This window comes from Teichococcus deserti (genome assembly GCF_001982615.1).
In the GTDB taxonomy this organism is placed as follows: Bacteria; Pseudomonadota; Alphaproteobacteria; order Acetobacterales; family Acetobacteraceae; genus Pseudoroseomonas; species Pseudoroseomonas deserti.
The window spans coordinates 1-20876 of the sequence record NZ_MLCO01000140.1 but is presented as its reverse complement, the minus strand read 5'-3'; the positions used below and the strand labels follow the sequence as shown (position 1 = coordinate 20876).

At 71.6% G+C, this 20876-nt stretch carries 17 protein-coding genes; 8 read left to right on the top strand and 9 right to left on the bottom strand.

The features are described 5' to 3' along the window. Nucleotides 1-107: 107 nt before the first annotated feature. Nucleotides 108-1496, top strand: coding sequence for an alpha/beta fold hydrolase (locus BKE38_RS14770; RefSeq protein WP_076958059.1), 1389 nt, complete (start codon nt 108-110; stop codon nt 1494-1496). Nucleotides 1497-1529: 33 nt separating this feature from the next. On the opposite strand, the gene BKE38_RS14765 is transcribed toward BKE38_RS14770, so the two are convergent. The 3 genes from BKE38_RS14765 to BKE38_RS14755 are packed head-to-tail and all read right to left on the bottom strand — an operon-like array spanning nt 1530 to nt 3929. Continuing rightward, on the bottom strand, nt 1530-2927 hold the full coding sequence (locus BKE38_RS14765; protein WP_083747558.1) for a TolC family outer membrane protein: 1398 nt from the start codon (nt 2925-2927) through the stop codon (nt 1530-1532). 44 nt (nt 2928-2971) lie between these two features. After that, complete coding sequence (locus tag BKE38_RS14760) at nt 2972-3274, bottom strand: hypothetical protein (RefSeq protein WP_076958058.1); 303 nt, start codon at nt 3272-3274, stop codon at nt 2972-2974. Between the two features lie 13 nt (nt 3275-3287). Next, nucleotides 3288-3929, bottom strand: coding sequence for a TetR family transcriptional regulator (locus BKE38_RS14755; protein ID WP_076958057.1), 642 nt, complete (start codon nt 3927-3929; stop codon nt 3288-3290). A 99-nt stretch (nt 3930-4028) separates the two neighbouring features. On the opposite strand from BKE38_RS14755, the gene BKE38_RS14750 reads away from it, so the two are divergent. The 3 genes from BKE38_RS14750 (at nt 4029) to BKE38_RS14740 (ending at nt 9892) form a co-directional block, all read left to right on the top strand. After that, nucleotides 4029-5219 (top strand): efflux RND transporter periplasmic adaptor subunit, encoded by a 1191-nt coding sequence (locus BKE38_RS14750; protein ID WP_076958056.1) that lies wholly within the window; start codon nt 4029-4031, stop codon nt 5217-5219. 4 nt (nt 5220-5223) lie between these two features. Further along, nucleotides 5224-8406: an efflux RND transporter permease subunit gene (locus BKE38_RS14745; RefSeq protein ID WP_076958055.1), complete on the top strand. Its 3183-nt coding sequence runs from the start codon at nt 5224-5226 to the stop codon at nt 8404-8406. A 169-nt stretch (nt 8407-8575) separates the two neighbouring features. Further along, nucleotides 8576-9892, top strand: a complete 1317-nt coding sequence (locus BKE38_RS14740) for an NAD(P)/FAD-dependent oxidoreductase (protein ID WP_076958054.1) — start codon at nt 8576-8578, stop codon at nt 9890-9892. On the opposite strand, the gene BKE38_RS14735 is transcribed toward BKE38_RS14740, so the two are convergent. Continuing rightward, the gene (locus BKE38_RS14735; RefSeq protein ID WP_076958053.1) at nt 9889-10254 is read right to left on the bottom strand and encodes a hypothetical protein; all 366 of its coding nucleotides are present in this window, start codon (nt 10252-10254) and stop codon (nt 9889-9891) included. The two genes, BKE38_RS14740 and BKE38_RS14735, sit on opposite strands and share 4 nt — an antisense overlap. An 80-nt stretch (nt 10255-10334) precedes the next feature. Further along, nucleotides 10335-10742 carry a rhodanese-like domain-containing protein gene (locus BKE38_RS14730; RefSeq protein WP_076958052.1) on the bottom strand — a complete coding sequence of 136 codons (408 nt, stop codon included), beginning with the start codon at nt 10740-10742 and terminating at the stop codon, nt 10335-10337. Nucleotides 10743-10830: 88 nt separating this feature from the next. On the opposite strand from BKE38_RS14730, the gene ftrA reads away from it, so the two are divergent. Continuing rightward, on the top strand, nt 10831-11802 hold the full coding sequence (ftrA, locus tag BKE38_RS14725; RefSeq protein WP_076958069.1) for a transcriptional regulator FtrA: 972 nt from the start codon (nt 10831-10833) through the stop codon (nt 11800-11802). Here ftrA and purU read toward each other — a convergent pair. Then, nucleotides 11792-12658, bottom strand: a complete 867-nt coding sequence (gene purU / locus BKE38_RS14720) for a formyltetrahydrofolate deformylase (RefSeq protein WP_076958051.1) — start codon at nt 12656-12658, stop codon at nt 11792-11794. The two genes, ftrA and purU, sit on opposite strands and share 11 nt — an antisense overlap. Nucleotides 12659-12778: 120 nt before the next feature. Here purU and BKE38_RS14715 point away from each other — a divergent pair, with 120 nt between their 5' ends. From BKE38_RS14715 to BKE38_RS14705, 3 genes are read left to right on the top strand one after another with little or no spacing between them, the layout of a single operon-like run. Continuing rightward, nucleotides 12779-14002 carry a TIGR03862 family flavoprotein gene (locus BKE38_RS14715; RefSeq protein ID WP_242662365.1) on the top strand — a complete coding sequence of 408 codons (1224 nt, stop codon included), beginning with the start codon at nt 12779-12781 and terminating at the stop codon, nt 14000-14002. Nucleotides 14003-14031: 29 nt separating this feature from the next. Continuing rightward, nucleotides 14032-14565 (top strand): GNAT family N-acetyltransferase, encoded by a 534-nt coding sequence (locus tag BKE38_RS14710; protein WP_076958050.1) that lies wholly within the window; start codon nt 14032-14034, stop codon nt 14563-14565. Between the two features lie 24 nt (nt 14566-14589). Further along, entirely contained in the window at nt 14590-15969 is a 1380-nt protein-coding gene (locus BKE38_RS14705; protein ID WP_076958049.1) for an ethanolamine ammonia-lyase subunit EutB, read from the top strand. Between the two features lie 240 nt (nt 15970-16209). On the opposite strand, the gene BKE38_RS14700 is transcribed toward BKE38_RS14705, so the two are convergent. From BKE38_RS14700 to BKE38_RS14690, 3 genes are all read right to left on the bottom strand, one after another. Then, nucleotides 16210-17067 carry a DUF2272 domain-containing protein gene (locus BKE38_RS14700; RefSeq protein ID WP_242662364.1) on the bottom strand — a complete coding sequence of 286 codons (858 nt, stop codon included), beginning with the start codon at nt 17065-17067 and terminating at the stop codon, nt 16210-16212. Between the two features lie 120 nt (nt 17068-17187). Continuing rightward, complete coding sequence (locus tag BKE38_RS14695; RefSeq protein WP_083747556.1) at nt 17188-17853, bottom strand: DedA family protein; 666 nt, start codon at nt 17851-17853, stop codon at nt 17188-17190. Between the two features lie 315 nt (nt 17854-18168). Beyond that, a partial coding sequence (locus BKE38_RS14690; protein WP_207553573.1) for a PAS domain S-box protein occupies nt 18169-20876 on the bottom strand: 2708 nt, incomplete at its 5' end.

Below are 20876 nucleotides of genomic sequence, written 5' to 3'. Positions count from 1 at the left end.
GCGGCTTCATCCCGCCAAGCTTGCGCAACGGTCTGGTTCGCGCTGTACACCGCGCCAGCGCCCGGATCCCCTGTTCCCGGGTGCGCCACTGGACGGGATCGGCCGAGTTGATCGTTGAGCGCAGCGCCCTGCAGCCCGGGCTGCAGGCCTTTGGCGGCTACGAGCTGGACTTCGCGCCGGCTGCCGGAGCTCCGGCGGAACAGCTGGTCATCGCCGTCACCGGTCTGCGCCGCGCCGGGGAGCCGATCACCGGCTTCGACTTCCACGCCTCGCTGATGGCGCGGCCGGGCATCGACCGGCTGTTCCTGCGCGACCAGCGGCAGAGCTGGTACAATGCCGAGGACGGCTGGGCCGCGCTGGCCGCGGCGCTGCGCGGCCAGGTCGCCGCCGGCGGCTATGCCCGGGTCACCGTGCTGGGCGTCAGCATGGGCGCCTTCGGCGCGCTGCTGGTCGGCGCCCTGCTGCCCGAGGCGCGGGTGGTCGCGCTCTGCCCGCCCGTCTCGGTCGACCTGGCGAAGCGCGGCCCGGCGATCATCCGCTACCAGCGCTGGTTCGCCGACGACCAGCCGGCCCTGCGCCCGGACGCCGTGATGTCCGGCGATCCGAAGCGCTTCCTCTGCCTGTTCGGCGATCTCGACGTGATCGACGTCGCCAATGCCGAGGCCTTCCATGCCGAGGGCTGGCCACAGGTCTTCATCTGCCCGGATGGCGGGCATGAGCTCGGCGCCTTCCTGAAGCAGGCCGGCCGCTTCAACCGGGTGCTGGACCGGCTGCTGGAGGGCGCGCCGCTGACCGCGGTGGCCGCCGCCGCCGGCGCCTATCTGGCCTTCAGCCATTGCCAGGCCTTCGCCATGCTGGCGGCGCGGCGGCATCTCTATGCCGGCGAGCGCGCGGCCGCCGACCGCTTCCTGCATGATGCCCGCCAGGCGCCGACCGCGCCGGTGCCGCGCAGCCTGACCCTGCTCGGCCGGCTGCGCGAGGCGCTGGCGCCACCCGGCCGCGACACGCTGGCGCAGTTCCTGGCGGCGGCCAATCAAAGCGTGCCGATGGCGACGGTCGAGGGCTGGGAGGCGGAACTGCTGGGCCTCGAGGCCCGCGCCATGGGCCATGCCGTGCAGGCCGGACCGCTGGCCCTGCTGCGGCTGCGCCCGACCGCCCCGCCGGACGGCGGGCTGGACAGCATCGGCAGGCTGCGGCTGCGCCTGCGCTTCGCACTGCCACCGGCCGGCAGCGCGGTCGCGGCACCGGAGGAGAATGCCATCAGTGCCTTCTGGGCCGAGCCGGGCGGCAAGCCGCGCCTGCTGGCCCGCGCCGAGGACCCGGCCAAGCCGCTGCTGGTCGACGTGCCCTTCCGCCAGGGCGAGGCGCTGCTGCTGCTGCAGCGTGCCAGCTTCTACTCGCTGTTCGATGCCGGGACGGGCGCGCTTCGGGCGCCCTGGTCGATGCGTCTGTACAAGCTGACGCTGAAGCCGCTGCCCGCCCGCAAGGCCGCCTGACGCGTCAGGCGGCCCTGCCGACGGCAGATCATCTCACGGCTGAGCCGCCTGGCTGTCGCCGACCGGCTGCTGCGAGTTCAGGTCGCCGGTGCCGAACCAGCGCGAGCGCACCGTCCGGTAATAGGCTTCCATATCGTATTGCGCGACCGGCAGCGCCAGATCCCGCGCCGTCAGCCGCCCGACCGAGCCGGCCAGGTTGTAGCTGGCGGTGACCACGTTCGCGAGCGCCTGCACCAGGCTGACGCGGGCGTTCAGCAGCTCCTGCTCGGCGTTCAGCACGTCGAGGGTGGTGCGGCTGCCGACCACCGCCTCGCGCTGCACGCCGTCGAGGGCGATCTCGGCGGCGCGGATCTGGGCGCGCACGCTGTCGACCTGGGCGCGGGCCGATTGCAGCCCCTCCCAGGCCTGGGTCGCCTGCTGCATCACCTGGCGGCGGTTGTCGTCCACCACCTGGCGGTAGCGCTGGGCGTCCTGCCGCGCCTGGCGCACCGCCGAATGCTCGGCGCCGCCCTGGTAGAGCGGGACCGAGAGGTTGGCGGTGATCTGCTGGCCGGTGCCGCGGGTGTGCGGCGATTGCTGGTTGTCGCTGCGGAAGGCCTGGGCCTGCACATTCACCGAGGGCAGCAGGGCCGCCATCTGCACGTCGATGGCGTCGCGCGCCGCGGCCTCGTCGAACAGGGCTGCGACCACCGCCGGGTTGTTGCGCATGGCGAGCTCCGCCGCCTCGCGCCCGTCGCGCACCGGCATGCCCAGCGGCTGCGGCGCGGTCAGCCGCTCCGGCGACAGGCCGGTGGTGCGGCGGAAGGTGGCGCGGCTGGTCTGCAGATTGCCTTCCGAGCTGGCGCGGGACGCCCGCGCGCCAGCCAGCCGGCTTTCCGCCTGGGCCACGTCGGTGCGGGTGATCTCGCCGACGCGGAAGCGCTCGTTGGTGGCATCCAGCTGGCGCTGCAGCACCTGCACGTTGTTGACGTTCAGCCGCAGCGTCTCCTGGTCGCGGATTACCGCGACATAGGAGGAGACGGTGTCGGACAGCACCTGCTGCTCGGCGCTCAGCAGCCGGGCGCGCTGGGCCAGCACCTGGTTCTCGGCCCGCTGGGTCGAGGCCACCGTCCGGCCGCCATTGTAGAGCTGCTGGGTGATGGTGGCATTCACCCCGGCGGTCTGCCGGTCGGCATCGGCATAGAGGCCGCGCGATCGGGTCGTGCCGTTCACATAGCCGGCGTTGCCGGCGACCACGACACTCGGCCGCCAGCCGGACAACGCCTGCGGCACGTTCTCGTCCACCACGCGCAGCTGGGCGCGGGCGGTCTGCAAGGTCGGGTTGTTGGCATAGGCCTGGCTCAGCGCCTCCTGCAGGCTCTGCGCCCAGCCGGCCACCGGGGCCAGGGAGACGGGGGCCAGCACGGTCGCGGCCAGCAAGGCCTGACGCATACGCAAGGGGTTCATCGACCGCGGTCTTTCAGAGGAGGAGGAGGTCACTTGCCCGGCATGCCCATCGGGCCGGGCGCGTTGGCCGACGGGGTCAGCCCGTCCGCCCAGATATTGCCGGGTTCCGGCCGCAGCGGGTCGCCGAGGCCCGGTGTGCCGCGGATGGCGTCCACCGTGCTGCCGGTCGGCAGGCCGAGGGACGCCGGAGCGCCGGCCTCGGCGCCGCCCGAGGCAGAGCTGGCGCAGCCGGCCAGCAGCGGCAGCAGCAGCAGGGCCGGCAGCAGCCGCCGCCCAGCTTGTGCCGTCACCGAAGAAGGCGCCGCAAAGGGCGCCGGGGGCGAAAGACGCATGCGGGAGGGATCCTCAGCAGAAGGGAGCGGTGCCGGGCCTGGCGACGGCGCAGGACAGGAAGCCCCGCACCGCGTTGTTCACCTCGCCCGACAGGGTGAAATCGGCTTCGCCGCGCAGCCACTCGTAGAGGAAGCCGCTGATCAGAGCGTGCAGGAACAGCGCCGCGCGGTCCGGCGTCCAGGCGCTCGACATCTCGCCGAGCTCGGCGGCCATCTGGAACTGCTCGCGCAGCTTGGCGCGGACATGCTGGTCGGCCTCGCGCCGGCGCTGCAGGGCGGGCGCCATCTCGGCCACGTATTCGCAGCGCTGCAGCATGATGGTGAGCAGCCGGCGGCGGCGCGGGTTTTCTTCCAGATCCACCATGGCCCCGGTGATAGCGTCCGCCATGTGACGCAGGGGTGAATTCGTGGTGCCGTTGCACAGCAACCGCCGGGCCAGCTCGTCCTGCAGCAGCAGCAGCCGCTCATCCAGCGCCAGGAAGAGACCGAGCTTATCACGGAAATGCCAGTGCACCGCCCCCCTGGTACAGCCGGCGACGCGCGCCACCTCATCCAGCGAAGCCCTGGCCACACCACGCTCGAGGAAAACCTGCTCCGCCGCGTCGAGGAGGGCCTCGCGCGTTTCATCGGCTTCCTGCTTGGTGCGACGCGCCATTTCCACCTTGCGGCAAGGTAATCCTGGGCTTTATATACATACGCGAAGGTATCTTTACAAGCCGCAGCCTGTGTCGCGGATCGCATCTCTGGAGGTTCCATGCAGCTCCTGCACCGCCGCGGGATGGCCGCACTTGGCCTGTTCCTGCTGTCCGCGCCCGCTTTCGCCCAGGCGCCGGGCGGCCAGCCTCCGGCGGTTGGCGTGGCCCCCGTGACGCGCAGCCCGGTGACCGAGACCAACGAGTTCATCGGCCGCATCGACGCCGTCCAGCGCGTCGACCTGATGCCCCGCCTGACCGCCTTCCTGGAGAAGCGCGAATTCGAGGAAGGCACCGAGGTCCGTCAGGGCGACCTGCTGTTCCGGCTGGAGCGCGGGCCCTTCGAGGCGCAGCTGCAGATCGCCCGCGCCTCGGCGGCCGAGGCCGACGCCCAGCTGCAGAACGCCAACATCACCCTGGCCCGCGCCCAGGCGCTGCTGAACACGGTGGCCGGCCAGCGCTCCAACGTCGACACCGCGCTGGCGGCGCAGCGCAGCGCCCAGGCGCAGCTGCTCTCCTCCCAGGCCTCGGTGCGCCAGGCGCAGATCAACCTGGACTATACCGAGATCCGCGCGCCGATCGCCGGCCGCATCGGCCGCGCCTCGGTCACCCAGGGCAATGTGGTCACCCCCTCCTCCGGGGCGCTGGCGACCATCGTCAGCCAGGACCCGATGTATGTCAGCTTCACCGTGCCGATGCGCACCCTGGTCGATGTCCGGGCGCGCTATGCCGAGCGCGGCGGGATGGCCGCGGTGAAGCTGCGGCTGCGGCTGCCGGGCGGCCAGACCTATGGCCAGACCGGCACGCTGAACTTCGTCGACATCGATGTCGGCCGCGACACCGACAGCGTGCTGCTGCGCGGCACCATCCCCAACCCGCCGACCCAAGGCGGCTTCCGCGAGCTGACCGCCAACCAGATCGTCAATGTTGTCGTCGAGGCGGTCGAGCCGGTGCAGGCGCTGACCATCACCCGCGCCGCGGTGCTGAGCGATGCGCGCGGCGACTTCGTCTATGTCATCGGCGCCGAGAACAAGGCCGAGCGCCGCACCGTACGGATGGGCCGCAACTCGACGCCCGAGCGCGCGGTGATCGAGGACGGGCTGCGCGAGGGCGAGCAGGTGGTGGTCGACGGGCTGCAGCGCGTCCGCCCGGGCCAGCCGGTGAACCCGGCGCCGGCCAACCAGCCGAATGGCGGCCAGGGCCAGGGCCAGGGCAACGGCAACCAGGGCGGCCGCCCGAACCAGGGGGGCTGAGACCTTGTTCTCCGCCATCTTCGTCAACCGCCCGCGCCTGGCGGTGGTCATCGCGATCGTGATGACCATCGCCGGCGCCCTGTCGATGACGCGCATCCCGGTGTCGCAGTTCCCCGACATCGTGCCGCCCCAGGTGCAGGTCAGCGCGACCTATCCCGGCGCCTCGGCGGAGGTGGTCGAGGCCGCCGTCGCCCAGCCGCTCGAGGCGCAGATCGTCGGCGTCGACAAGTCGATCTACATGAAGAGCAACAGCGGCTCCGACGGCAGCTACTCGCTGATCGTGAGCTTCGAGCTCGGCACCAACCCGGACATCAACACCGTCAACGTCAACAACCGCGTCCAGGCGGCGATGGCGCTGATGCCGACCGAGGTGCAGGCCCAGGGCATCCGGGTGGAGAAGCGCTCCTCCTCGATCCTGCAGGTGCTGTTCCTCTATGCCGACCGGCCGGAGCGCGGCTACGACCCGCTCTACCTGACCAACTACGCCACGCTGAACGTGCTGGACGAGCTGTCGCGCACCACCGGCGTCGGGTCCGCCTCGCTGTTCAGCCGGCAGAACTACGCGATGCGCATCTGGTTCGACACGCAGCGGCTGGTCAGCCTGAACCTGACGCCCTCCGACGTCGCCGCCGCCATCCGGGCGCAGAACGTGCAGGCGCCGACCGGCCGGCTCGGCGCCGAGCCGGTGCCGAACAACCAGCAGACCCAGATGAACGTGCAGACGCAGGGGCGCCTCTCCAGCCCCGAGCAGTTCGGCAACATCGTGCTGCGCGCCAATCCGGACGGCTCGGTGCTGCGCGTGCGCGACGTGGCCCGCGTCGAGATCGGCGCGCAGAACCAGGACAGCCGCACCCGGCTGAACGGCCAGGACGGCGTCGGCATCGGCATCTACCTGGCCCCCGGGGCGAATGCGGTGCAGACGGCCGCCGCCATCGAGGCGACGCTGAACCGGGTGCGCGCGCGCATGCCGGAGGGCATGACCGTCCGCCCCGTCTTCGACACCACCATCTTCGTCAACGACACCATCAAGGAGGTCATCAAGACCCTGGCCGAGGCCTTCGTGCTGGTGGCCGTGGTGGTCTTCCTGTTCCTCGGCAATATCCGCGCGACGCTGATCCCGATCATCGCCGTGCCGGTCAGCCTGGTGACCACCTTCGCCATCCTGCTGGTGATGGGCTACTCGGCCAACACCGTCTCGCTGCTGGCCATGGTGCTGGCGATCGGCATCGTCGTCGACGACGCCATCGTCGTGGTGGAGAATGTCGAGCGCGTCATGGAGGAGGAGCCGGAGCTCAGCCCCGGCGACGCCACCAAGAAGGCAATGGCGCAGATCACCGGGCCGATCATCGCCATCACCCTGGTGCTGCTCTCGGTCTTCGTGCCGATCGGCTTCATCCCCGGCCTGTCGGGCGAGCTGTTCCGGCAGTTCGCGGTGACCATCAGCGCCGCCATGGTGATCTCGGCGATCAACGCGCTGACCCTGTCGCCGGCCCTCTGCGCCGTCTTCCTGCGGCATAGCGGGCCGAAGAAGGGCATCATGGCCTGGGTGTCGCGGCGCATCGACAATGTGCGCGACGGCTATGCCGGGCTGGTGCGGCGGCTGCTGCGGCTCGGCATCGTCTCGATCGTCCTGGTCGGCGCCTTCGGCTTCGGCGCCTTCACCATCGCGACCCGCATCCCGGCCGGCTTCCTGCCCTCCGAGGACCAGGGCGCCTTCATCGTCGCCTTCCAGCTGCCGGACGGCGCCTCCGTCGCCCGCACCAGCGAGGTGGTGGCGCAGATGGAGCGGCGGCTGAAGGAGATGCCGCAGGTGCGCGACGCGGTCGCCATCATCGGCTTCTCGCTGCTCGACGGCGGCGCCTCCTCCTCCTCGGCGACCATGTTCGTGCAGCTGAAGGAATTCGCCCAGCGCACCGGGCCGGGCGACAACGTCAACGCGCTGATCGGGCGGATCTTCGGCGAGAGCCAGCAGATCCGCGAGGCGCAGATCATCCCGATCAACCTGCCGCCGATCATCGGCCTGTCGACCGGCGGCGGCTTCGAGTACCAGCTGGAAAGCCTGACCGGCGCGCAGCCGGCCGAGATGGCCGGCGTGCTCGGCGCGCTGCTCGGCGCGGCCAACCAGGATCCGGCGCTGACCCAGGTCTTCTCCACCTTCAGCGCCCGCTCGCCCTCCATCTTCCTCGACATCGACCGCGACAAGGCGCAGGCGCTGGGCCTGTCGATGACCGATGTCTTCTCGACGCTGCAGGCCACGCTCGGCAGCAGCTTCATCAACAACTTCAACCTCTATGGCCGCACCTGGCAGGTGCAGATCCAGGGCGAGGCGGCCGACCGCCGCGACACCACCGGCCTGTGGAAGATCGAGATCCGCAACAGCCGCGGCGTCATGGTGCCGCTGCGCTCGATCGCCTCCGAGCGCACCGTGGTCGGGCCGCAATTCATCACCCGCTACAACAACTACCGCTCGATCACCATCAGCGGCTCGCCCAAGCCCGGCGTCTCCTCGGGCGACGCCATGGCGGCGATGGGCCGGATCTCCAACCAGTCGCTGCCCAACGGCTACACCTTCGAATGGACCGGCACCTCCTTCCAGGAGCAGCGCGCGGCGGGGCAGACCGGCGCCATCCTGGCGCTGGCCGTGCTCTTCGCCTTCCTGTTCCTGGTCGGCCTCTACGAGAGCTGGGTCATTCCCATCCCCGTGCTGCTGTCGGTGACGGTCGGCGTGCTCGGCGCGGTCGGCGCGCTGTTCGTCGCCGGCATGCCGATGGACCTCTACGCGCAGATCGGCCTGATCGTGCTGATCGCGCTGGCGGCGAAGAACGGCATCCTGATCGTCGAATTCGCCAAGGAGCAGCGCGAGGCCGGGCTCGACATCGTCGAGGCCGCGGCGCAGGGGGCGAAGCTGCGCTTCCGCGCGGTGATGATGACGTCCATCGCCTTCATCCTCGGCCTGGTGCCGCTGGTCTGGGCCAGCGGCGCCTCGATGCTGGCGCGGCGCGCCGTCTCGACGCCGGTCTTCGCCGGCATGATCGCGGCGTCCACTATCGGCATCTTCATGATCCCGATGCTCTACGTCGTGTTCCAGCGCATGCGCGAGGCAACGCATCGCCGCTTCGGCCGCGGCCAGCATGCGCATGGCGCCAGCGGCGGCGATGGTCCGAAGCCGGAGACGGCGCATCATTGACCCGGGCGCGCAAGCTTCGGCGCGCGGAACATCGGCTTCCCCGCATTGAGACCGTCGGGCCGCGCTGCTAAGCCTGACATCAACGAACCCGGGGGAATAATCTTCCCCCGGGTTTTTTTGCGTCTTTTCCCGCCCAGGCCCGGCCTGCGGCAGCCTCAGGAGTTTCCCCATGGCCGCGACCCCGCATCGGATCGTCATCGTCGGCGGCGGCGCCGGCGGCGTGCATCTGGCGACCCGGCTGGGCCGCCGCCTCGGCCGTCCCCGGGGCGGTCAGGCCAAGGCGGAGATCCTGCTGGTCGACCGCGACGCCAGCCATATCTGGAAGCCGCGCCTGCATGAGGTCGCCGCCGGCACGCTTGATTCCGGGCAGGAGCAGGTCAGCTTCGTGGTCCAGGCCAGCCGCCACCACTTCCGCTACTGGCCCGGCGAGATGACCGGGCTCGACCGGGCGCGGAAGGTGATCCGGCTGGCGGCGCTGGCCGACCGCAACGGCGTGGAGGTGCTGCCGGCGCGCGAGCTGTCCTACGACACCCTGATCATCGCGGTGGGCAGCCGGGCCAACGACTTCGGCATCCCCGGCGTGCGCGAGCACTGCTCCTTCATCGACAGCCGCGACCAGGCCGAGGAGTTCAACGCCGTGCTGCGCAACCAGGTGCTGCGCTGCCTGGCCGGGCCGGACGAGGCGACGCTGGACATCGCCATCGTCGGCGCCGGCGCCACCGGCGTCGAGCTCTCGGCCGAGATCAACACCGCGCTGGACTTCGCCGCCGGCTATGGCGTCGGCGACCTGCGCCGCCGCCTGCGCCTGACCCTGATCGAGACCGCGCCGCGCATCCTGGGCGCCCTGCCCGAGCGGGTGGCCGATGCCGCCCAGCGCGAGCTGCGCCGCCAGGGGGTGACGGTGCTGACCGGCGCCCAGGTTGTGGCGGTCGATGCCGAGGCCATGCATCTGAAGGATGGCCGCCGCATCCCGGCGCCGCTGAAGGTCTGGGCCGCCGGCATCCAGGCGCCCGCCTTCCTGGACAGGCTCGACGGGCTGGAGACGGTGCGCAGCCGCCAGCTGGTGATCCGCCCGACGCTGCAGACCAGCCGCGACGACGATGTCTTCGCGCTGGGCGACTGCGCTTTCCTGCTGCCGGAGGGCGAGACGCATCCGATGCCCGCCACCGCCCAGGTCGCGCAGCAGCAGGCGGAACAGCTGGCGCGCGGGCTGGAGGCGCGTCTGGCGGGGAAACCCCTGCCGGAATTCCGCTACAAGCATGGCGGCGCGCTGGTGGCGCTGGGCCATTACAATGCCTTCGGCAGCCTGGGCCGGCTGGGGCTGCTGGGCGACGGCACCTTCATCCAGGGCCGCTTCGCGCAGTGGACCTATGTTTCCCTGTACCGCCGGCACCAGCTGGGGCTCTACGGCTTCTGGCGCTCGCTGATGTTCTGGCTGGCCGATCTTCTCCGCAAGGCGCATGCGCCGCGGGTCAAGGTCGACTAATCGGCACAGACGGTGACCGGGGCCATGCTCATGGCCTCGCCGCCGAAGCCGGGGGTGACGCGCATCTCCACGCGGGTGCGCGTGCAGGGGCGGCCGTCCCGCCCCCGCGGCGCGCGGCGGGCGGCGCGTTCCTCCGGCGTGCTGCAGGCCTGGTCGCGCAGCCATCGCTCGGCGACCGCGCGGCCGTCGTTGCGCAGGCGGCGGTTGTAGCGCGAGCGGTAGCGCCGCTGATCCTCGGCCGACAGCGTCTCGAACCGGCACTCCCCAGCGGAGGCGGGCAGCGCTTCCGGCGCGCCCATCAGCGCCCCGGCCAGCAGGGTGCAGCCGCCGAGGAGCAGCAGGGGGATGCAGCGGTGGCGCATGGCAGGGCTTTCTCCGGTCACGGCCGGCACCCTGCCAAGGCCGGGGCGCGGCGGAAACCGCCCCCTGCCCCGGCTCAGCGTCACGCCTGCGCGACAGCCGCCGTCTCCAGGTCAAAACCTTCGTCGATCCAGCCGGTGACGCCGCCGAGCATCAGCTTCACCGGAAGGCCCAGCCGCGCCAGCCGCAGCGCGCCGCGATCGGCGCCGTTGCAATGCGGCCCGGCGCAATAGACGACGAAGAGCGTGCCGGCCGGGTGGCCTTTCAACGTCTCCTCGGTGATCGCGGCATGCGGCAGGTTGATCGCGCCCGGCACATGGCCGCGGGCATAGGCCTTGGGCCCGCGGACATCGAGCAGCACGAAGCCCGGGTCGGGCAGCGCCATCGCGGCGGAGACGTCGGCGCAATCGGTTTCCAGCGACAGGCGTTTGGAAAAATGCGCTTCGGCTTCGGCGGCGGGCGCGGCGGGGATGGCGGTGACGCTGTTCATGGCCGGGTGGCTCCTGTTGACGGGGCCGATCCTGCCGCGGCGCAGGTTCTGGTGGTGAGTGGCAGGAATGCCGCCTATGGTCCGGATCATGCCAGAGATCGATTTCAACGACCGTGTCGTGGTGCTGGCCTATGACGGGCTCTGCACCTTCGAGTTCGGCTGCGCGATCGAGGTCTTCGCCCTGCCCCGCCCGGAATTCGGCGCGGCCTGGTATTGCTGCGCGGTCGCCAGCCTGGAGCCCGGGCCGCTGCGCGCCCAGGGCGGCATCCGCGTCCTGGCCGATGGCGGGGCCGAACTGCTGCAGGCCGCCGGCACCATCATCGTCCCCGGCTGGCGCGGCGTGGAGGAGCCCGTGCCGCCGGCGCTGTGCGACGCGCTGCGCGAGGCGCACCAGAACGGCGCGCGCATCCTGTCGCTGTGCTCCGGCGCCTTCGTCCTGGCCGCCGCCGGGCTGCTGGAAGGGCGGCGCGCCACCACCCACTGGCGCTATTTCCCGGCGCTGGCGGAACAGCATCCGGGGCTGACCCTGGTGCCGGATGTCCTCTATGTCGACGAGGGCTCGGTGCTGACGGCGGCCGGAAGTGCTGCCGGGCTCGACCTCTGCCTGCACCTGATCCGCCGCGACTTCGGGGCGGCGAAGGCGAATGCCGTGGCGCGGCGCCTGGTCATCCCGCCGCAGCGCCAGGGCGGCCAGGCGCAATTCGTCGAGCGCCCGGTGCCCCCCGCCCGCGGCGCCGGCAGCCTGCTGGCGCCGCTGCTCGACCGGGTGCGCGGATCGCTGGCGGAAGACTGGGACATCGCCCGCATGGCCAGCGCCGCGGCGCTCAGCCCGCGCGGGCTGCACCGGCATTTCCGCGCGACGCTGGGGCAGAGCCCCGGCGCCTGGCTGCTGGCCGAGCGAGTCGCCCAGGCCCGCACGCTGCTGGAAGCCGGCCGCCCGGTGCAGCAGGTGACCGATGACTGCGGCTTCGGCAGCGCCCTCGCCATGCGGCAGCAGTTCAAGGCGGCGGTGGGGGTGACGCCCTCCGCCTACCGGGCGCGCTTCTCGGTCAGCCCGTGAAGACCACGGTCTTGTTGCCGTTCAGGATGATGCGGTCTTCCAGGTAGAAGGAGATCGCGCGGGCCAGGACGCGGCGCTCGATGTCGCGGCCCTTGCGGATCAGGTCCTCGGCGGTGTCGGCATGGCTGATGCGCTCGACGTCCTGCTCGATGATCGGGCCTTCGTCGAGATCGGCGGTGACGAAATGCGCCGTCGCCCCGATCAGCTTGACGCCGCGGGCATGCGCCTGGTGGTAGGGGCGCGCGCCCTTGAAGCCGGGCAGGAAGGAATGGTGGATGTTGATGCAGCGCCCGGGCAGCTTGGCCGCCAGCCCGTCCGACAGCACCTGCATGTAGCGGGCCAGCACCATCAGGTCGGAGCCGCTCTCCTGGAACAGGCGCCAGATCTCGGTCTCCTGCTCCATCTTGGTGGCGCGCGTCACGGGCAGGTGGTGGAAGGGCACGCCGGTGAAGTCGAGATGCGCATAGGTTTCCAGCGGATGGTTGGAGACGATGCCGGCGAGCTCCATCGGCAGCTCGCCGATGCGCCAGCGGTAGAGCAGGTCAGCCAGGCAATGGTCGAACTTGCTGACCAGCAGCATGACCCGACGCTTCGCCCCCTTGGGCCGCAGCGTCCAGCCCATGCCGAAGCGCTGCGCCACCGGCGTCACCGCCTGCTGCAGCGCCTCGATGGCGATGTCGGCCGCCACGTCGAAGACCACGCGCATGAAGAAGCGATGCGTCGCCGTGTCGTCGAACTGCTGGGCTTCCTGGATATTGCCGCCGGCCTCGAACAGCGCGGTGGCGACCGCCGCCACGATACCCGGACGATTGGCGCAGTTCAGCGTCAGCACATAAGCAGGATTGGCAGAGGTCATCGTCGGCGCATCCGGATCGGGTGAAAGCCAGGGGGGGGGAAAAGCCAGGGCTCAGCGGGTTAGGCCGCGCGGCGCCGCCTGCCAATGGGCGAAGTGCGCGGCGCGTGGCATAAGGCCGCGGTGACTGACTTTCCGACTTCCCCCTGGATCGCCGTGCTCGGCGCCGGCCCCGCCGGGCTGATGGCCGCCGAGACCATCGCCGCCCGTGGCGGCCGCGCCCTGGTCTTCGAGCGCATGCCCTCCCCGGCCCGCAAGTTCCTGATGGCCGGGCGCGGCGGGCTGAACCTGACCCATTCCGAGCCGATGCCGGGCTTCTGCCGCCATTACGGCGCCGCCGAGCCGGCCTTGTCCGCTGCCATCGAGGCCTTCCCCCCGTCGGCGCTGATGGACTGGGCCGAGGGGCTGGGCCAGCCGCTCTTCACCGGCAGCTCCGGCCGGGTGTTCCCGAAGGCGATGAAGGCATCTCCCCTGCTGCGCGCCTGGCTGGCCCGGCTGGCCGCCGCCGGCGTCGAGATCCGCACCCGGCATGACTGGCTGGGCTTTTCCCCGGATGGCGGGCTGCGCTTCGCCACCCCCGAGGGCGAGATCGCCGCGCATCCGGCCGCCATGGTGCTGGCGCTGGGCGGCGCCTCCTGGCCGCGGCTCGGGGCCGATGGCGGCTGGGTTTCTTGTCTGTCCGATGTGCCGGTGGCGCCGCTGCGCCCGGCGAATATGGGCTTCCGCATCGACTGGTCGGCGCATCTGGTGGAGCGCTTCGCCGGCACGCCGCTGAAGCGCATTTCTCTCAGTTTCGCCGACCAGACCCGCCGCGGCGAGGCCATGCTGACCCGCGACGGCATCGAGGGCGGCGCCGTCTATGCGCTGGCCGCGCCGCTGCGCGAGGCCATCGCCGCGAACGGGTCCTGCACCCTGGAGCTCGACCTACGCCCCGACCTGGAGGCGGCGGAGGTGGCGCGCCGGCTGGCGGCCCCGCGGCGCGGCCAGTCGCTCTCGGCCTTCCTGCGCAAGACCATCGCCTTGGCCCCGGTCGGCATCGCGTTGGTGCAGGAGGCGCTGCATGCCGGCGCGTCGCAGGACACCCTGCCGGCGCTGGTGAAGGCGATGCCGCTGCGGCTGACTGGGACCCAGGGGCTGGACCGCGCCATCTCCTCCGCCGGCGGAATTTCTTTCGGCGCCCTGGATACGCGCTTCATGCTGCGCGACCGGCCCGGGATCTTCGCCGCCGGCGAGATGCTGGACTGGGAGGCCCCCACCGGCGGCTACCTGCTGCAGGCCTGCTTCGCCACCGGCCGCGCGGCTGGCCAAGGCGCCCTGGACTGGCTGGGCGAAACACGGAAAGACTAGGCGCGGAACTTGCTTGGATCGGTCCCGCCATGACCCATATCCGCCCTGCCTGCCCCGCCGACCTGCCTGCGATCACCGCGATCTACGGCCACCACGTGGCCACCGGCCGCGCCTCCTTCGAGATCAGCCCGCCCCCGCTGGAGGAGATGCAGCGCCGCCATGCTGCCCTGGTCGCAGCCGGGATGCCTTATCTGGTGGCAGAGGTCGACGGCGTGGTGCTCGGCTATGCCTATGCCGGGGCCTATCGTCCGCGTATCGCCTATCGCGATACGGTCGAGAACTCGATCTACGTCGCCGCCGATTCGGCCGGCAAAGGCCTCGGCCGGCTGCTGCTGGCGGCGCTGATCGAGGCTTGCACCGCCATCGGCCTGCGGCAGATGATCGCGGTGGTGGGCGACAGCGCCAATGTCGCCTCGGTGAAGCTGCACGAGGCGGCCGGCTTCCGCCAGGTCGGCGTGCTGCGCTCGGTCGGGCGCAAGCATGGCGAATGGCTGGATTCGGTGCTGCTGCAGCGTGCGCTGGGCGAAGGCGACACCACCCCGCCCCGCGCCGAGCCCGGCTGAGCCCCAAGCGAGGAGACCCCGGCCATGACCCGACGCAGCAGCCTGGCCGGGGGCGAGCGCCATGTCTTCGCCGACCTCCGCGCTTTGCTGGCCGCCGCCTCGCCGCGCCGCTCGGGCGACGAGCTGGCCGGCCTGGCCGCCGAAAGCGATGCCCGCCGCGTCGCCGCCCGGATGGCCCTGGCCGACCTGCCGCTGACCGATTTCCTCAACGAAGCCCTGGTCCCCTATGAGCAGGACGAGGTCACCCGGCTGATCATCGACAGCCATGACGCCGCCGCCTTCGCCCCGGTCCGCGCGATGACGGTCGGCGCCTTCCGCGACTGGCTGCTGTCGCCGGCGGCCGACAGCGCGACGCTGGGGGCGCTGGCCCCCGGCCTGACGCCGGAGATGGTGGCCGCCGTCTCCAAGCTGATGCGCAACCAGGACCTGATGGTGGTGGCGCGGAAATGCCGGGTGGTGACCGCCTTCCGCAACACCATCGGCCTGGAAGGGCGGCTGGCCAGCCGGCTGCAGCCCAACCACCCCACCGACGACCGGGCGGGCATCGCCGCCGCGACCCTGGACGGGCTGCTGCTGGGCAGCGGCGACGCGGTGATCGGCATCAACCCCGCCACCGACAATGTCCCCAACTGCATCGCGCTGGTGGACATGCTGGACCGCCTGCGCCAGCGCCACGCCATCCCGACGCAGAGCTGCGTGCTGACCCATGTGACCAACACGCTGGAGATGATCAACCGCGGCGCGCCCGTGGACCTGGTCTTCCAGTCCATCGCCGGCACCGAGGCCGCCAATGCCGGCTTCGGCGTTGCCCTGTCGGTCCTGAAGGAGGCCGAGGATGCCGCGCTGTCGCTGAAGCGCGGCACGGTCGGCCAGAACGTCATGTATTTCGAGACCGGCCAGGGCGCGGCGCTCTCGGCCGATGCGCATCACGGCATCGACCAGCAGACCGTCGAGGTCCGCGCCTATGGCGTCGCCCGCGCCTTCCGGCCATTGCTGGTCAACACTGTGGTCGGCTTCATCGGCCCGGAATACCTCTATGACGGCAAGCAGATCATCCGCGCCGGCCTCGAGGACCATTGCTGTGGCAAGCTGCTGGGCGTGCCGATGGGCGTCGACGTCTGCTACACCAACCATGCCGAGGCCGACCAGGACGACATGGACACGCTGATGACGCTGCTGGGCAATGCCGGAGTCAGCTTCCTGATCGCCGTGCCGGGCGCCGACGACATCATGCTGAACTACCAGAGCCTGTCCTTCCACGACATCCTGGCCCTGCGACAGCTGCAGGGGCAGCGGCCGGCCCCGGAATTCGAGGCTTGGCTGGCCGGCATGGACATGCTGGAGGCGGACGGGCGTGTGCGGGTGCTGGATCCCTCGGCGAGCCGGTTGCTGGCGGCGGAGTAAAGCCAAGACAGGCTCAAGGCCGGGGGTCATTCCCCATTCTTCCAAACCGCCGTGTCCACATGGAGATGGGACATCAACGGCCCGTCGCCCGTGAAAAGGAGCGCCGTTGCCACGGAATGGCGCCCCACCGCGATGCCTGGATGTCGGTGATGTTGAAGTGCTGGCCGTCAGACCGCCAGGAGGACAGAAAGAAGAAGGGGTCCAGGGGAATTCATTCCCCTGGCCTGCCCCTGCCCCCTTTCATCGCCCCTGATCCAGCCTGTTCTCCAGAACCAGCATGAAGGGCGCCTTGTCATAGGGCGGCGGCAGGGCGCGCCCCTGGGCGTCGGCGGGGAAGCGGCGCAGCACGGTCGCGTCGAGGACGTTGCCGCCGATGGCCTGGACCAGGCCGCCGCCGGTGGCGACCACCACGTCGCAATGCATCGGCCGGAACTGGCCGCCTTCGGCCAGACGGTCCTGCCAATGCAGCAGCGGGATGCGCGACCGGTCGGCGCAGAGCAGGTCTCCGGGCCGGGGTGCGTAATCCGACGGCGCATGCGGGCGGAACGGCGCCTGGTCAGGGTTGGACTGGGCCTGCCACAGCAGGTTGTCGATGTAGTGGGCGTGGGCGGCGGCCGGGGTGAAGGTGAAGCTTGGCACGCCGGCGGTGGCCATGACGTGGCTGATGAAGGCGGCCGACCAGGCGGGATAGGCCCAGAGCGAGATCGAGGGCAGCGCCACGGGCGCGGCCGCCGGCGGGGCGCCGAAGCCAGCGGGCTCGGCGGCGCCTTCCTGCAGGCCGGCCAGCAGGGCGTCGTGGGTTTCCTGGTGACGGCGGATGACCATCGGCCCCTCGGTCGGCACGGCGCCCCAATAGGTCAGGACGCGGTCGAAGAGGCGTGGGTCAGGCTCGCGCGGCAGGGCCTCGGGCCAGCCATCGACGGTCAGCTGGCCCCAGGCCTGCCATTCGGCCAGGGCGGCGCCGGCGATGCGGGCGCGCCAGGGGGACAGTTGCTGGACACTGTCGGGGCGGGGCGGCGGCGGGGCCGAGGCGCAGGCCGAAACCATCAGGACCAGGGCCGTGGCCAGCCCTGCCTTCCACCAACGGCGACGCCGCATCCAACCCCTCCGCTCACGCTGCGCCGGGGCAACGCGGCAGGAGGGTGGAAGTCACTGCGGCAGGGCAGGAATTTACCGGAAAAGAAAAAAGGCGGGGCGATCGCGCCCCGCCGGACCGCCTCAGACGGCCACGCGCTTCAGCGTGGCGTCCTTCTTGGCCGCCGCGTCGGGCGGGGTCATGCGGGTCAGGTGGTGGGTGCGGGCCACCGGCGGCAGATCGGCGATCTCGGCCGGCACCTTGGGGCGCAGCCAGTAGCGGATCAGCTTGTAGAGCAGGAAGCCGATCACCAGGATGCCGATGCCGGCCAGGGCGTGGCGGGTGTTCTCCTCGCCCAGCCAGGCGACGGCGAACCAGCCGGCGGCGACGAAGGAGGCCGCCCACATGCCGGCGGCGATGAAGTTCAGCGAGGCGAAGCGGATCCGCGACATGCCGGCGATGCCGCAGGCGGCGGAGGCCACGTTGCGCACGCCATAAACGAAGCGGAAGGTCAGGACGAAGAGCGTGCCGTATTTGTCGAGGAAGCGCAGCGCCTGGGCCACCTTCTTCTCGGCCGCGGGAAGCTTGCGCAGCGCCCGCACGCCGTAGCGCTGGCCGAGGGTGAACCACAGCTGGTCGCCCAGGAAGGACCCGATCCAGACCGAGACCATCAGGATCCAGGGATCGATCAGCCCGGTGGCCTGCCCTGCGGCGGCGGCCAGGATGACGAAGGTCTCGCCCTCGAAGAAGGCCCAGGCAGCTGCGGCCAGGTAAGCCAGCATACCCCAATCCGACCAGAACTCGGCCACGCTGTCTTTCCTCCCGGCTTGGTCCAGTGGAACGAACGATGCGGGAGATTCCCGCCCTGAGGGAACTGTTATTTCACACGTCTGTGACTTTTTTGGAAACGCTTTGGCAGGATTTCGACAAGCTCTGTCGAAGCCTCTCCAAAACATCCAGGAAGTGGTTCCGCCACTCCTGTCGGCTGGGCCTAGCGGACCCGGCTGGCCGGGTCAAACACCAACCATGGGCCGGGCGGAACGTTGCGTCGCTTTTCCCGGCAGTTGCGCGGAAAGCCAGCTTTCAGGCCGGATTCGCGCCGCCGGGACAGAGCTGCGGCAGGCTTACGCCGCGTCCCGCCGGTCGGGCTGCCGCAGCGGCAGCTCGAGCTCGCAATCCAGCCCCTCCCGCCGCCACTGCCGCCGCACCATGCCGCCCAATTGGCGGCGGATGGTGGCCTCCACCATGCGCGAGCCGAAGCCCTGGCGCTGCGGCGGCCCTTCCACCGGCGGTCCGCCGGCCTCGCTCCAGCGCAGCGCCAGGCGGCCGGCCGGCTCCAGCAGCGACCAGCCGACGGTGACGCGGCCGCCGGGCCGCGACAGGGCGCCGTGCTTGGTGGCATTGGTGGCGAGCTCGTGCAGCACCATCGAGACGCCCTGGGCGGCGGCGGGGGGGAGCATGACCGGCGGCCCCTCCAGCGTGACCTGGGGCATGTCCTGGCCGTCGAGCGGGGCGAGGAAGGCGGTCAGCTCCCCCTCCAGCAGCGCGCGCAGCTCGGCGCCGGTCCAATAGGCCTCGGCCAGCAGGGTGTGGGCGCGGGCCAGGGCCATGACCCGGCCCTCGACGGCCGAGGTATAGGCGGCGGCGTCCTCCTTCGGCGTCAGCCGCAGCGCCGCCTGAACCAGGGTCAGCACGTTCTTGGCGCGGTGGTCGACCTCGCGTGCCAGCAGCAGCCGCTCCTCCTCGGCGCGCTTGCGGGCGGTGATGTCCATATGCGCGGCATAGGAGACGTTGTGGCCGCGCAGATGCACGCCCTGGACACGGACCAGCACGTCGCGCAAGCCGCCGCCGCGGGTGCGGTAGCGGGTCTCGTATTCCTGCACCTCGCGCGGGCCGCGCGGCCGCGCGGCGGCGGGGCCGTCGGCGGCCGGTGGCGCAGCCGCCGCAAGCGTCGTGGCGATGCCGGCGCCCGGCAGGCCGAAGGGCCCCTGCCCTGGCAGCGGCGTCTCCGGCAGGGCACCGGGGACGGGTCCGACCCGCGGCAGCGGCGCCACGCCGGCCGCGGCGGCGGCGGCGCTGCTGACGATGGCGGCGGCCATCGGGCCGCGCGGTTCCTCGGCGTCGCGGGCGTCGATGTCCTGCAGCGCCAGCCGGCGGAATTCCTCCCGGCTGTAGCCGTAGTCGGAACAGGCCCGGGCATTGACATCGAGGATGGCGTCGGTCTGCGGGTCCAGGATGAAGACGGCGAAGGGCGAGACCTCGAACAGCGCGCGATAGCGCATCTCGGCGTCGCGCAGCGCCTCGGCATTGGCATGGCGCTCGGTGATGTCGGCGGCGATGCCGATCAGCCGCGGCGGCCGCCCGGCGCCGGCCGGCACCCGCACGCCGCTGACCGAGAGCCAGCGCAGCGCCCCGTCATTGGCCCGCTTCAGCCGCAGATGCGCCTGCGGCGTGCGACCGCGCAGCGCCCGCAGCACCGCCCAGCGGTCGGCCGGCTCGATCATCCGCAGCAGGGCGCGGGCGCCGACCGGCCCGGCCTCGGGGTCGAGGCCCAGCAGGCGGTACTGCTCGGCCGACCAGATGGCGCGGCCGCCGGGGCCGAGCTCCTGCTCCCAGACGCCGACGCCGGAGGCTTCCTGGGCCAGGCGCAGCCGCTCCTCGCTGGAGGCGAGCGCCGCGGTGCGCTCGGCCACACGCTGTTCCAGCCCGACATTGTGGGTCAGCATCAGCCCCTGGCCGCGCCGCACCACCAGCACCAGCGCCAGCAGCGCCAGCATCGAGGGCAGGCCGAACATCAGCAGCCCGCCGACGGTGGCCAGCCAGTCGGCGATGATCTCGGCGCGCGGCCGGGTGGCCACGGCATAGACGTCCCAGCCTTCGACGGCGTGGAAGACGACGACGCTCTGCCCGGCCTCGCGCGACCAGGGGCGGCGCAGCTCGCCCTCGCGCGCGCCGGCCTGCAGCGCCGGCTGCAGCAGGCGCTGCGCCGCCGCCCAGCTCCCGTCATCGGCGGCGGTCTGCGCCAGGGCGGCGCCATCGCGGCGGCGCAGCGCCAGCTGGTCGGCCGGGTTCTTCAGCAGCCGCTGCAGCGCCGCCGAGGCCTCGGGGATGCGGATGGTGACGTTGATCACCCCGTCATAGGCGCCGGCCGGCTGGGCATTGCCGCTGTGCTCGCGCCGCATGCTGACGGCGAAGAAGCGGGTGCCGCCGATCCGACCCTCATAGGGGCCGCTGATCAGGGCGCGCGGCGGCGCGGCGGCGCGCAGCAGCCGGTTGTAGTCGCGCGTCGCATAGCGGCCGTCGCGCGGCAGGCCCAGCATGCTGCCGCTGACCAGCGGCTCGCCCTCGTCGTCGAAGGCGCTGATCGAGACCATCCGCTCGCCGCCGGATTCCTCGACCAGCTGGGCCAGCTGGCTGCTGATCGCCGCCTCCTCCTGGCGGATGGTGTCGTCGGACAGGCCGATCAGCAGGTCGTTGGCGCGCTGCGCCAGCAGGCGGTGGCCATCCAGCACGCGGCGGGCATATTCGGCCGCCGCCGCGGCCGAGCGCTCCATCTCGACCGAGGCCTCGGCCCAGCTCTGCTCCCAGGCCTGCCAGGATTGCAGCGCCAGGATGGTGCCGGGCAGCAGGATGACGGCCCAGAACAGCAGCCGCATCGGCAGCTGCGACGGGCGGTTCAGCCGCCGCAGCCGGCCGGCCGGGCGGCGGGCGGGCAGCCAGGCGGTGGCAGGGCGCAGCCAGCGACGCCAGCCGCGCGGCGCGGCCACACGGCGGCGCCGCAGCCCGCCCCGCGCCCCACCCGGGTTCGCCGTCCCATCCGGGCTCGCCACCC